Source organism: Granulibacter bethesdensis CGDNIH1 (assembly GCF_000014285.2).
Lineage (GTDB): Bacteria > Pseudomonadota > Alphaproteobacteria > Acetobacterales > Acetobacteraceae > Granulibacter > Granulibacter bethesdensis.
Genome location: NC_008343.2, coordinates 983440 through 996502 on the forward strand (window position 1 = coordinate 983440; position 13063 = coordinate 996502).

The following is a 13063-nucleotide window of genomic DNA, read 5'->3' on the forward strand; positions in this document are numbered from 1 at the left end:
GATCAGCCTTTCTGCTCGACATGGCCCCCGAAGCCGAAGCGCATGGCGGAGAGCATCTTCTCCGCAAAGCTATGCTCCTCGCGGGAGCGGAAGCGGGTATACAGTGCGGCACTCAGTACAGGGGCCGGTACGGCTTCCTCGATGGCTGCATTGATGGTCCAACGACCTTCACCGGAATCGGAGACGGAGCCGGAAAAATTATCCAGTGTCGGATGCTGTGCCAGTGACATGGCGGTCAGATCCAGCAGCCAGGAGGAAATCACGCTGCCTCGCCGCCAGACCTCGGCGATATCGGTGGTGTTCAGCTCAAATCGCTCATCTTCCGGCAGTTCGGGGGAGTTTTTGTTATGCAGAATATCGAAGCCTTCAGCATAAGCCTGCATAATTCCGTACTCGATGCCATTATGGACCATCTTGACGAAATGGCCTGCCCCGGCCGGCCCGCAATGCAGATAGCCTTCCTCGGCACGGGCATCGAACCCTTCGCGATGCGGCGTGCGCTCGATCGTACCGATACCGGGGGCCAGCGTTTTCAGAACAGAATCGATCCGCTCTACAACCGGCTTATCCCCACCGATCATCATACAATAGCCACGCTCCAGCCCCCATACGCCACCGGATGTGCCCACATCGACGTAATGAATGCCTTTTTCGCGCAGGGATTTGGCGCGGCGAATATCGTCTTTATAGAAAGTGTTGCCGCCATCAATGATGACATCATCACTGCTGAGCAAAGAGGAAAGTTCGGTGATGGTGGCTTCCGTAATTTCCCCCGCCGGTAGCATGACCCACACTGTGCGCGGCGTATCCAGTTTGGAGACGAGATCGGACAGGGAGGATGCTCCGGTTGCACCTTCATCTGACAATTTGGACACGACATCCGCGGCACGGTCATAGACGACAGTCTTGTGTCCGTCCCGCATCAGGCGACGCACGATATTGCCGCCCATACGGCCCAGTCCGATAACGCCGATCTGCATGGTTCGTCAGTCCTTCTGGTTTTGGTCTGCCCCGGTGTAGAGAATGGCCGGGGCAGACAATCGATAAGGCTTGGTCTTATGCGCAGGCGTAATAAACAATCAGATCAGGACAGCGCCTGTCTGACTGCGTCCGCAAGTGTCGTGAGACCGCTTTCGACACCGCTGGTGAAATGAACCCGCAAGGCGCGGCGCCCACGCTCGGCCAGTACATCGAAATCCCCCCGTGCCTGAGCCGCTTTGACAATGCTGAAGCCGTAGCTCTGGCCGGGAACGGGTTGATCCTGCGCATCTTCGGTGGTGATTTGCAGGAACACACCGCTGTTCGGGCCACCTTTATAGGCCTGTCCGGTAGAGTGCAGGAAACGGGGACCGAAACCGAGGCAGGTTGCCACATGCTTCGCGTTCAGGATCTGTGCCCGGATATCCTGCATCGCGGCTTCATGGGCCTCGGTACGCTCGATATAGGCCAGCAGCGCGGCATAATCACCGCTGCCGATCCGGTCGAAATGGATCTTCAGCGCTGCTGCCAGGCTGGTGGGGGTGCCAAATGCTGCCGCATTGCGCGGATCGGCATAGAGAGCAATGCCCTCACCAGTGAAGAACGGCTTTTCTTCAGGCAGAGAGCCAGTTTTTTCAACCGAGGCGGTCAGTTCGCGTGTCTTGATCTTGCTGGCTTCGACATCTGGTTGATCGAACGGATTGATGTCGAGGATGGCGCCGGCAACGGCTGTCGCAATTTCCCAACGGAAGAATTCCTGCCCGATATGCAGCGTGCTGGGAACGGTCAGACGCGCCACCGGATGCCCGGCTTTTTCCAGAGCCGCCACAAAGGCAGCCTGTTCAGCATCTTCACCGTCTTTCAAAGCGATATAGGCAAAGAAACGATCATTCCCGTAAGCGGTGGGATCAAGACGAGGTTCATCGGCAACAGGGATAAGCCCCTTGCCCTGCTTACCGGTCGATTCCGCCAGAAGCTGTTCCAGCCACGCGCCGATATCGGCAATGCCGGGGGAGGCGATCAGCGTCACCTTGTCCCGTTTGTATTTTGTCGCCGCGACGCCCAAAGCAAGACCGAGTTGCAGCCCGGGATTTTGTGCCGGAGGTGCATAAGGACCGCAGGCATGAACCATTTCAAGCGTTTTCGACAGGAAAGCCGGAACGTCGATGCCGATAGCCGCTGCCGGCACCAGACCAAATTTGGAGAGCACGGAGTAGCGTCCGCCAATGCTCTTCACGCCATGGAAGATGTCGGCAAACCCATCCTGTCGGGCAACCTCTTCCATATGGGAGCCGGGATCGGTCACCGCGACGAAATGACGGCCGTTCTTGCCCGCTGCTTCATAGAAATACTGTTTGAAGATATTCGGCTCCAGCGTGCTGCCGGATTTGCTGGAGACGATGAAAAGGGTGGTCGGCAACGCCACCGCATCACGGATCGCCTTCACCTGCGCCGGATCGGTGCTGTCGAGCATATGGAAAATCGGCCAGCCACTGCGCTGTCCGAAAGTCTTGCTCAGCACTTCGGGGCCAAGGCTGGAACCGCCCATGCCGAGCAGCACGACATCGGTATAACCACCTTCCTGGACATGCTGAGCAAAGCGGGTCAGCGTTGCAGCATCAGCCAGTTCCTGTTCGACGATGTGCAGCCAGCCGATCCATTTGTCTTCATCGGCATTGGTCCACAAAGTCTTTTCACCCCGCCACAGGGCGCGGATCAGGCCGTCGTGACGCCAGGTTTCGGTCTCGGTCTCGACATCTTTTTTCAGCGCGTCAGAGCCGAAAGAGATGACGCTACGGGTGGCTTCACCATCGAAAAACTGGGCACGACGTTGGGCCACGGCACCGTAGAGCTTGTCGGCATCATCAGCGAAACGCTGTACGCCATCGACCACCAGATCAGTGGTGATCTGATCGAGGGAAATGCCCTGTGCGGCGAGGTCGTGCAGGGTTTTCTGTGCGGCTTCCAGATCGTCCTCGATCGTGGTTGCAATTTTGCCGTGATCGCGGGTGGCGTCCATGGTCGCGGGCGGCATGGTATTGACCGTGTTGGCGCCGATCAGGGTCTCGACATAGAGCGTATCCGGCAGATCCTTGCTCTTGACGCCGGTGGAGGCCCAGAGCAGACGCTGCGGATGGGCGCCTTTGGCTTCCAGTGCCTTCCATCGCGGATCGGCGATCAGTTTCTTATAGTGCTGATAAGCCATTTTTGCGTTGGCAATGGCGACTTTGCCTTGCAGGCTGCGCAGAACATCGGCATCGCCTTCTCCGGCTTTCAGCTTGCGCTCGACTTCTTTCTCGACAGAGGCGTCGATGCGGCTGACGAAGAAGCTGGCGACGCTGGCAATGTGGGAGATGTCTTCCCCCTTTGCGACGCGTGCCTCCAGACCCTTGATATAGGCCCAGGCGACCGCATCGTAAGCTTTCAGCGAGAATAGCAGGGTGACATTAATATTGATGCCATCGGCGATCAGCGTTTCGATGGCGGGTACGCCTGCCTCCGTGCCTGGCACCTTGATCATCAGATTCGGCTTGTCGACGGTCTGCCACAGCCGGCGGGCCTCATCGATCGTATCCTGGGTGCGCAGGGCCAGATAGGGGGATACTTCGAGGCTGATATAGCCGTCCTGACCTTTCGTCTGCTCCCACACTGGATAGAGCTGATCGGCAGCATGGCTGATATCGGTGATCGCCAGCGTTTCATAAAGCGTGGAAATGTCCAGATCGCCGCGGTCGAGCGTTTCCTTCAACTGCGGATCGTATTCCGTGCTCTGGCCGATGGCTTTTTCAAAAATGCTGGGGTTGGAAGTGACGCCGCGTACACCGTCACGCTCGATCAGCTTCACCAGTTCCCCACTTTCCAGCAGGGAGCGGCTGACGAAATCCAGCCATGGCGATTGCCCGTGATCGTTGAGCTGGGCGAGGGGGTTCTTGGTTTCGCTCATGATATCACCGTGCTTTCGCGTGTTTTTTGACCTGCTCGCGCGCGGCTTCGGCCACGGCGTGCGGGGTAAAGCCGAAATGTTTCAGCAGCTCTGCCAGCGGGGCAGAGGCTCCGAAAGTGTGCATCCCGATCACCGTGCCTTCAGAACCGGCATAGCGTTCCCATCCGAATGTCGCACCCTGTTCGATGGTAACGCGGGCCTTGATCGAGGGAGGCAGGACAGTGTCGCGATAAGACTGATCCTGACGCTCGAACAGTTCCCAGCTTGGCAAGGAAACGACGCGGGCCTTGATGCCTTCCTGAGCCAGGGTTTCATGTGCGGCGATACAGTGCTGCACCTCGCTGCCGGTGCCGATCAGGATCACATCCGGGGCGCCATCCGTGTCAGCCAGAATATAGCCGCCACGGGCGACACCGCTGGCAGATGCGTATTTGTTACGATCTACAGTCGGCAGGGCTTGACGCGACAGGATCAGACAGACCGGCTGATGCTGGAACGGGATCAGGGTGCGCCATGCTTCTGCGACCTCGTTCGCGTCGGCGGGGCGAAGCACGATATTGCCGGGAATGGAGCGCAGGCCGATCAACTGTTCGACCGGCTGATGGGTCGGGCCATCTTCGCCTACGCCGATGCTGTCATGGGTGAAAATCCAGATCGCCGGGATTTCCATCAGCGCGGCAAGACGGATTGGAGCGCGCATGTAATCGCTGAAGATCAGGAAGCCGGAGCCGTAAGGTCGCAGCTTTGACAGCGCCATACCGTTGATCGCTGACCCCATCGCGTGCTCACGGATACCCCAGTGGAAATTACGGCCGAGGCGGTTTTCAGCCGAGAAGCTTCCCCCCGCATTCTCACCGGCCGTATCCGTGAAAGTCAGCAGCGTGTTGGTGGAGGGGGCGAGATCGGCCGAACCTCCCAGCAGCCAGGGAATATGCTTGGCAACGGCATTCAGCACTTTGCCGCTGGACTGACGGGTGGCAATGCCTTTCGCATCGGCTTCAAAGACCGGAATGTCCTTATCCCAGCCTTCCGGCAGGGTTCGTTTCTCGATCTGATCGATTTCGTTGGCGAGATCGGGATATTCCGCGCGGTAGCGGGCGAACAGCGCCCGCCATTCCTTGTTCAGACGGGCAGAGCGTGCACCGATTCCATTGGCGAATGTTTCGTAAACGCCGTCCGGCACAAGGAATTTGGCATCTTCCGGCCAGCCGTAAAACTTCTTCGTGAGTTTGATTTCTTCGTCGCCAAGCGGGGAGCCATGAGCTTCATGCGTATCCTGCTTGTGAGGGGCACCCCAGCCAATGATGCTGTGAACCAGAATAAAGGCCGGCTTGCCGGTTTTGGCGCTCCGGATATGGCTTAGCAGCGCATCAAGCTTCGCAGTGTCGTTGGCGTCGTCAAGAGTATGGACATCCCATCCATATGCGGCAAACCGCGCGGCGACATCCTCACCGAAGGCCAGATTGGTGCGGCCCTCGATCGTGATGTGGTTGCTGTCATAGATCCACACCAGATTATCAAGCTTGAGATGACCGGCGAGTGAAGCTGCCTCGCCAGAAACACCCTCCATCATGTCGCCATCGCCGCACAGGGCATAAATAGTGTAGTCGAACAAAGTGTAGCCGGGACGATTATAGCGGGCGGCGAGATATTTCTCGGCAATGGCCATTCCGACGCTGTTGGCGACGCCCTGACCCAGCGGGCCGGTCGTGGTCTCCACACCGCTGGTATGGTGATATTCGGGGTGCCCCGGCGTCTTGCTGCTCATCTGGCGGAATTGCTCGATATCCTGAAGTGTCACCGCTTTCTGGCCGGATGTATTGTATTGATTGTCGACAGATTCGGTGCCGGTAAGGTGCAACAGCGCGTAGAGCAGCATCGATGCGTGACCGATGGACAGTACGAAACGGTCGCGATTCGGCCAGATCGGGTCCGTCGGATCAAAATTTAGGTGATTTTGCCACAGTGTATAGGCCACAGGGGCCATGGACATGGGTGTACCAGGATGCCCGGAATTGGCCTTCTGGACCGCGTCCATCGCCAGGGTACGGATGGTATTGATTGCAACCGTATCGCGAGTATCGGGGTGGTGCGTGTCCATCAAGGCAATCCTCTTCCGCGTAATATGTCGATGTCAGGCCAATAGAGCAGAGCGATGCGACCGGGAAGGTAGCAGACCACTTATCAGCGTGCCGGAGCAGCATGACGGGTTCCCAGTGAACGGTCGAACGAAGAGAAGCGTTCCATCCCTATACACGATTGGGTAAGGCCCGTTGTGAGGCCATTGGTGCAGGGCATGCCATATGCCTGGTATGTTATCAGCCAGGGCCATTATCTGCCAGTTCAGAAAAATGTCGTCTGTGCAGTCAGTGGGGACTGTCAGTCTGGAGTATGCAGCCTATCATCTAACACGTCGTCCGCAACTGCCTTCACACGACAAACCTGTGACACTGCGCTGTGAGATTGCGCCGTACTCGGATTTGCTTGTTCTGCATGATCGAGCAGGGGAGAGCGGGCGAAAGAAAATCCGATTGCCTTCGGATAGCCTTTGCTTCCGGTTCCATGCTCAGGGCAGCCATACTGGTGACCTTTCTGCGATATTGGGGCATCAGACGGAGAGTGCATCTTCTGAGCAGAGTATGTCACTTTAAAATCTTGTTTATTGTATGTGCCTGATGCGGCTGAGAATCATCGTGCCGTATCGGGATAAAATGGTTGTGGGGAGCCTGAACGATGGATACGGATGCGCTGAAGCGCCTGGCGGGGGAAGAGGCGGCAGCCCTTGTTCAGGATGGCATGGTGGTTGGGCTTGGGACTGGATCGACCGCTGCCTGCATGGTGGATGCGCTGATCAGACGCGTGGCTCAGGGGCTGAAGATCGTGGGAATTCCGACATCGCTCCGCACGGCGGAGCAGGCGCAGGCTGGCGGCATTCCTCTGACCGATCTGGGTGCCCATCCGCGGATCGACCTCACGATTGACGGTGCGGATCAGGTAGAGCGTGGCACCTTGAATCTCATCAAGGGTATGGGCGGCGCCCTGTTGCGTGAAAAGCTGGTGGCTGCTGCCAGTGAGCGGCTGGTCATTATTGTCGATGATCGCAAATTGTCCGAAAATCTGTCTCTGCCGGTTCCTGTCGAGGTGGTTCCCTTCGGCTGGCAGGCGACCGATCTGCGTATTCAGGCGCTCGGTGGCCGTACCGTATTGAGGGGTGGTGCGGATGGCACTCCTTATGTCACGGATAATCACAACTATATCCTTGATGTGGATTTCGGAGCGATGGGCGGCTCCCGTAAGCCGGAGACACTGGATGCGGCGTTGCGGGAGATTGTCGGTGTCGTGGAGACCGGATTTTTCATCCACCGTGCAGAAACCGTCATTATCGCTGGTGAAGGGGGCGTCACACGCTGGCAGCGTTCGGCCTGAGCCCTTATGGCGGTTTGTCGATCCATGCTGCTGGTGGTGATGGGGGTTTCCGGCTCCGGCAAGACCACCATTGCGCAGGCGCTGGCGCGGCGGCTTGGGCTGGTGTTTCAGGATGCGGACGATTTCCATTCCGCAGCCAATATCGCCAGGATGAAAGCGGGCATTGCCCTGACAGCGGCTGATCGCGCACCCTGGCTTGCCACCATTGCGGCCTGGGCCAAAAAGCAGGCTGAATCCGGGCAAGGGGGCGTTCTTGCCTGCTCCCTGCTGCGCCGGCTTTATCGTGAGCAGGTTCTGACAGGGGTGCCAGATCGACGCCTCATCTATCTGCGGGTGAAAGCGGATATTCTGAGGGCGCGTCTGGAGCATCGGTCCGGACATTTCATGCCTGCCAGCCTGTTGGACAGCCAGCTTGCGACACTGGAAGAGCCTGCCGATACGGAGCATGCTTTGACAGTGGATGCCGGCCAGAGTCCTGATGCCGTAGTAGCGGAGATCATACGCCGGTTGTAACAGGAGGGCAGCGGCGATCTCGCTCCGCAGAGTCGCTGACTTATTCTGACACTTCGGACATTTCAACGGATCCATGAAGGGGGACTCATGAAGAGCCGACAGTATTGGGTGTTGTCATTGCTGGCCATCGGAACCTGTGTGTTGGGGTCTGTTTCGGCACAGGCCGAGCCGCCTCTCATCAGTGAGGTATGGGCGCGTCCTTCCATTGGTGCTGAACGTCCTGGCGTTGCCTATCTGACCATCAGAGGGCGCGGAGAGGGTGACAGGGTGGTGTCTTTCTCCACTCCCGTGGCCAGTTCGGCAGAGTTGCACCGGACCACGATGGAGCATGGCATCATGCATATGGACACCGCTTCCGGCCTCGATATTCCCGCCAATGGCACGGTGCGTCTGGCCCCCGGTGGCTATCACATCATGCTGATGGGGCTGAAACAGGGGTTGAAAGTCGGTGATCATTTTCCGCTGACCCTGACATTTCAGCACGCAGGCGCGCAAACGGTGGATGCTGTCGTGGCGACCGGGGGCAATGGTGCCCATGATCAGCATGTCAAAGATCACCATTAGACAAGGGTGATGGTGATGGCGACATGGCAGGGCCTGCTGGGTCTGGCGGCATTTCCTCTGATCGCGTGGTTGCTGGGGGAATGTCGGCGCGCGCGGGTGCCGTGGCGCGTCGTGATATCGGCTTTTGTACTCCAGATGGTGTTTGCGCTGCTTCTGCTGCGTATTCCCGGTAGTGCGGTCCTGCTACTGGGATTAAACAGGGTGGCACTGACCCTGCAGGAGGCAACCGACGCCGGAACCGGTTTTGTGTTCGGTTATCTGGGTGGGGGTCCGTTACCGTTCGCGGAAACAATGCCGGGAGCCAGTTTCATTCTGGCTTTCAAGGTGTTGCCGCTTGTGCTGGTGATCAGCGCTCTGTCCGCGCTGCTGTATTACTGGGGCGTGTTGCCGCTTGTTGCCCGTGTGCTGGCTCTGCTGCTGCGCCGGGTGATGGGGATTTCGGGTGCGCTGGCACTGGCGGCGGCAACCCATATTTATGTCGGAATGATCGAGGCTCCGTTGCTGATTCGTCCTTATCTGGCCGGGATGCAGCGTGGGGAACTGTTCGCCGTGATGACCTGCGGCATGGCCGGAATCGCTGGAACCATGATGGTGCTGTATGCCAGCCTGATCGGGCCGGTCCTGCCGGGCGCGTTGGGGCATATTCTCGTGGCGTCGGTGATCAGCACGCCGGCGGCTCTGGGGATGGCCGCGTTGATGGTTCCCTTCGATACGGCTGAAGATCGTGGCAAGGAAAAAGGGTTGGGGGCATCACTTTCTGTTGAGGAAGCGCCGGCCGGAGCACTTGATGCGCTGGTCAAGGGAACGCGGGATGGTATCGCGCCCCTGATCGGTATTCTGACTGTGCTGATCGTTGCAGTGGCTCTGGTGCATCTGGTGAACGATGCTCTGTTCCTGATGCCGGGCTCGCCCAGTTTGCAGGAGCTGGCTGCATGGCCCTTTCGTCCGTTGATGTGGCTGGCGGGCATCCCGTCTGATCAGGTCGGGGTGGCGGCCGGCCTGATGGGGCAGAAGACCATCATCAATGAGTTCGTGGCCTATAATGGGTTGGCCCATCTGCCTTCTGGAACCCTGGATGCGCATGCGCGGCTGATCGTAACCTATGCGCTGTGTGGTTTTGCCAATCTCGGCTCTGCCGGTATTCTGATCGGCGGCATGGGGGCCATGGTGCCGGAGCGACGGGCTGAAATCGCAGCACTCGGTCTGCGCTCCGTGCTGTCCGGAACGCTGGCGACCTGCATGAGTGGGGCCGTGGCCGGATTGCTGTTGGGATGAGACCGGGGCGGATTTCCTGACAGCAGACAGGCTTGCAAAATCTTTTCAGGACAGCTCTATTGTACCGATCGGTACAAAGGAAGCCTTCATGTCTGCTACGGTTCAGGATCAGCCCCGTCCTCCCTTGCCGCCTTTTTCGTGGGAAGATGCAGTGAAGAAGGTGCGTGCTGCGGAGGATGCGTGGAACGGACGCAATCCGGCACGCATCGCACTGGCGTACACATCTGACAGTGTCTGGCGCAACCGCTCCGAATTTTTGCGTGGGAGGCAGGAGATTGAGGCGTTCCTGACCCGGAAATGGGAGAAGGAGCATGACTATCGCCTGATCAAGGAGCTATGGGCTTATGGCGATCATCGCATTGCTGTGCGCTTCGTCTATGAATGGCGGAATGAACACGGTCAGTGGTTTCGTTCACATGGCAACGAGAACTGGGAATTTGCGGCAAACGGTCTGATGCAAGCGCGTCATGCGAGCATCAATGATGTTCCGATCACACAGGAGCAGCGCCTGTTTTTATGGGATCGTTCGGGACCGCGCCCGGCGGATCATCCCGGCCTGACCGAATTAGGGCTGTAACCCGGCGATGGAACAGCCGGAACGTATGTCGGTGATTGCCGCGCTGGGCGAGGTGTTCAGGGAGCATGGCTATGAAGGGGCCAGTCTCAGCCTGATCACCGCGCGAACCGGCCTTGGAAAGGGCAGCCTCTATCATCTCTTTCCCGGCGGCAAGCAGGATATGGCGGAGGCTGTGCTGGCAGATGTGGCACGCTGGTTCGAGGAGCAGGTATTCCGCCCTCTACGGGAGCAGACCGATACGAAGGCAGCCATAATCGCCATGAGCGAGGCCTGTATCGCCTATTTTCGTGGTGGAGGCCGGGTCTGTCTGGTGGGGGCCTGGGCGCTGTCGGAGACGCGGGACAGGTTCAGGACGCAGATCATGACCTATTTCAGTGCGTGGCGGGATGCGCTGGCGGACGCCCTGACGCGGGGCGGGGTTGCTGAACATACGGCGCATAGGCGGGCGGAAGAAGCGGTGGCCCTGATTCAGGGCGCTCTTGTTGCTGCGCGGGCGCTGAATGATGCCGCGCTGTTTCCACGTGTGCTGCGCGATCTTTCTGCGTCTCTGGTCCGTTGATAGGGAGAATATCTCATACAATCCGGGCGAATATGGCGCCCCCGGATGAGGGCGCATACGCCGTGCGGGGGGATGCGGGGGCGGATGTCACGCTATCGGGCAGGGTTGCCTCGCCGAACAAGGTGAGGGCAGCACGTACGCGTGCAGCACAGATTTCGTCGGTCAGGCGATAGAAAACCTGTCTTGCCTCCCGCCTTGTGGAGACGATACCGGCCTGCCGCAGGGCGCTCAGTTGCTGGCTCAGCCCGGGCTGGACGATCGTGGTTGCGGCTTCGATATCCCCGACATTGTGCTCACCCTGCAGCAGAATCGACAGGATCAGCAGGCGTTGCGGCTGGGCATAAAGCCGCATCTGTCCGGCAGCGCGGGTGGCCTGTTCCGGGGTAAGGGTGAACCTGTCCATCAGGGCACGGAGGACTGAAAACGGCAGAGCCAGCGATCCGTAATCTCCGCCATCTCGGCCTGCGTGACGGGGGCGGGCAGCAGCGTATCCTCACCGGGTTGCCAGCCTTCTGGGGTCAGGGTGCCGGTTCGGCTGGTCTCCTGCAAAGCAATCAACAGACGCAGCATTTCCTCGACCGAGCGTCCCACCTGCATCGGATAGTAGATCGCGGCGCGCAGCACGCCATGCGGATCAATGAAGAATGTGCCTCGGACAGCAGAAGAATCGGGTGCGGATGGATCGATCATGCCGTAAGCGCGACCGATCACCATGGAGGGGTCTTCGACAATCGGGAACGGAATGGTGATGCCGAACTGCGCCTTGATGGCACGAATCCAGGCGAGGTGCGCATGCAGGCTATCAACGGACAGGCCCAGAAGATCGCACTGGCGGTCCGCAAATCGGTCGGCAGCGCGGGCGATGGCCATGAATTCACTGGTGCAGACGGGCGTAAAATCGGCAGGATGGGAAAAGAAAATCAGCCATCGCCCACGATAATCAGCCAGAGAAACCTGCCCGTGAGTGGTGCGGGCACAAAAGCCGGGAACAATGTCGCCCAATCGGGGTGGGCAGGCAGAGTGCGTCGGTTTTTCCTCGATCGGTGTCGAAGGGGAAACAGGGGGTGTCATCCGGCCAGAGCTGTCTTTCATGAACGGGATGACCTTTCATGCACGGAGCAAACGGGGAAGGTCAATTTAAACTTTCATTCTTTCTGAAACAATGTATATTTGCTTCCTATCCATATCAATGCGGTGGCGCTGTCAGATGCTGCCTGACCACAGGATGCCGATGCCGTGACGGAGATTTCTTGTTCCTCTATGCCGACAGCCCCGCCTGATCCGGTGATCGGGGCTGCATGCAGGCAGATTGTGCAGTCCGTCCAGGATGGGTTGTGCCCGGTGGTGCAAAGTTTTTTCGATCGTCAAACGCATACTGTCAGCCATGTAGCATTCGATCCTGACAGCAAGCAGGCCGCCGTCATCGACTGCGTGCTGGATTACGATGCGGCATCAGGACGTACCTCTACCGGCAATGCCGCCATGATTGTGGAGTGGGTCCGGCAGAACGGGTTGAGCGTGCAATGGCTGATCGAAACCCATGTGCATGCCGATCATCTTTCAGCTGCGCCATGGGTGCACGGGCAGCTTGGCGGTACGCTGATGATTGGCGAGCATATCCGGACAGTACAAAACACGTTCGGCGATATTTTTAATGAAGGCGACAGCTTTGCGCGTGACGGATCGCAGTTCGGGCGTTTGATCGGGGATGGTGAAGGCTTTGCGCTGGGTCGCATTCCTGCCATGACGCTCCATGTACCGGGGCATACGCCGGCGGATATGGCGTTCATCATCGGCAATACCGTCTTTATCGGGGATACGCTGTTCATGCCGGATTACGGAACGGCACGGGCGGATTTTCCGGGTGGTGATGCGCGGACGCTCTACCGTTCTATCCGCCGTCTGCTGTCCTTGCCGGCAGAGTCACGCCTGTTTCTGTGTCATGATTACAAGCCGCCCCATCGCGACCACTTCGCCTGGGAAACGACGGTGGCCGCACAGCGGGCGCATAATATCCATGTCCATGACGGCGTTGATGAAGAAAGTTTTGTCGCCATGCGGGAAGCCCGGGATGCGACGCTTGATCTGCCGGATCTCATTATTCCCTCCGTGCAGGTGAATATGCGGGGGGGACGTCTGCCCGAGCCGGAAAAGAACGGGGTTCGCTACCTGAAAGTGCCGGTCAATCTGCTGTAATGGCTGATCTGGCGAATGACTGTGTGTTTGT

12 protein-coding genes are annotated in these 13063 nt (G+C 58.6%); 7 read left to right on the forward strand and 5 right to left on the reverse strand.

Translation table 11 applies throughout. The features are described 5' to 3' along the window. Positions 1-2: 2 nt before the first annotated feature. The 3 genes from gnd to tkt all read right to left on the reverse strand — a co-directional run bounded on the left by gnd (position 3) and on the right by tkt (position 6023). Complete coding sequence (gene gnd, locus GBCGDNIH1_RS16745) at positions 3-980, reverse strand: phosphogluconate dehydrogenase (NAD(+)-dependent, decarboxylating) (RefSeq protein ID WP_011631561.1); 978 nt, start codon at positions 978-980, stop codon at positions 3-5. 104 nt (positions 981-1084) lie between these two features. Next, positions 1085-3922: a bifunctional transaldolase/phosoglucose isomerase gene (locus tag GBCGDNIH1_RS16750; protein ID WP_011631562.1), complete on the reverse strand. Its 2838-nt coding sequence runs from the start codon at positions 3920-3922 to the stop codon at positions 1085-1087. A 4-nt stretch (positions 3923-3926) separates the two neighbouring features. After that, entirely contained in the window at positions 3927-6023 is a 2097-nt protein-coding gene (gene tkt / locus GBCGDNIH1_RS16755) for a transketolase (RefSeq protein ID WP_043452750.1), read from the reverse strand. 632 nt (positions 6024-6655) lie between these two features. Between tkt and rpiA the strand changes: the two genes are divergently transcribed. The 6 genes from rpiA to GBCGDNIH1_RS16785 all read left to right on the forward strand — a co-directional run bounded on the left by rpiA (position 6656) and on the right by GBCGDNIH1_RS16785 (position 10836). Continuing rightward, positions 6656-7348 carry a ribose-5-phosphate isomerase RpiA gene (gene rpiA, locus GBCGDNIH1_RS16760; RefSeq protein WP_011631565.1) on the forward strand — a complete coding sequence of 231 codons (693 nt, stop codon included), beginning with the start codon at positions 6656-6658 and terminating at the stop codon, positions 7346-7348. Positions 7349-7354: 6 nt separating this feature from the next. Next, positions 7355-7861 carry a gluconokinase gene (locus GBCGDNIH1_RS16765; RefSeq protein ID WP_011631566.1) on the forward strand — a complete coding sequence of 169 codons (507 nt, stop codon included), beginning with the start codon at positions 7355-7357 and terminating at the stop codon, positions 7859-7861. 87 nt (positions 7862-7948) lie between these two features. After that, positions 7949-8425 carry a copper chaperone PCu(A)C gene (locus tag GBCGDNIH1_RS16770; protein WP_011631567.1) on the forward strand — a complete coding sequence of 159 codons (477 nt, stop codon included), beginning with the start codon at positions 7949-7951 and terminating at the stop codon, positions 8423-8425. Between the two features lie 15 nt (positions 8426-8440). Then, on the forward strand, positions 8441-9700 hold the full coding sequence (locus GBCGDNIH1_RS16775) for a NupC/NupG family nucleoside CNT transporter (RefSeq protein ID WP_043453742.1): 1260 nt from the start codon (positions 8441-8443) through the stop codon (positions 9698-9700). 88 nt (positions 9701-9788) lie between these two features. Then, positions 9789-10277 (forward strand): DUF1348 family protein, encoded by a 489-nt coding sequence (locus tag GBCGDNIH1_RS16780; protein ID WP_011631569.1) that lies wholly within the window; start codon positions 9789-9791, stop codon positions 10275-10277. Positions 10278-10284: 7 nt separating this feature from the next. Continuing rightward, positions 10285-10836 (forward strand): TetR/AcrR family transcriptional regulator, encoded by a 552-nt coding sequence (locus GBCGDNIH1_RS16785; protein ID WP_011631570.1) that lies wholly within the window; start codon positions 10285-10287, stop codon positions 10834-10836. 13 nt (positions 10837-10849) lie between these two features. Here the strand turns inward: GBCGDNIH1_RS16785 and GBCGDNIH1_RS16790 are convergent, their stop codons facing one another. Then, positions 10850-11239 carry an ArsR/SmtB family transcription factor gene (locus GBCGDNIH1_RS16790; RefSeq protein WP_011631571.1) on the reverse strand — a complete coding sequence of 130 codons (390 nt, stop codon included), beginning with the start codon at positions 11237-11239 and terminating at the stop codon, positions 10850-10852. Continuing rightward, a complete protein-coding gene (locus tag GBCGDNIH1_RS16795; RefSeq protein WP_011631572.1) occupies positions 11239-11928 on the reverse strand; it encodes a peroxiredoxin in 690 nt (229 codons plus the stop codon). The genes GBCGDNIH1_RS16790 and GBCGDNIH1_RS16795 overlap by 1 nt, the downstream gene beginning before the upstream one ends. A 168-nt stretch (positions 11929-12096) precedes the next feature. Between GBCGDNIH1_RS16795 and GBCGDNIH1_RS16800 the strand changes: the two genes are divergently transcribed. After that, positions 12097-13032: an MBL fold metallo-hydrolase gene (locus tag GBCGDNIH1_RS16800; protein ID WP_043452753.1), complete on the forward strand. Its 936-nt coding sequence runs from the start codon at positions 12097-12099 to the stop codon at positions 13030-13032. Positions 13033-13063 lie beyond the last annotated feature (31 nt).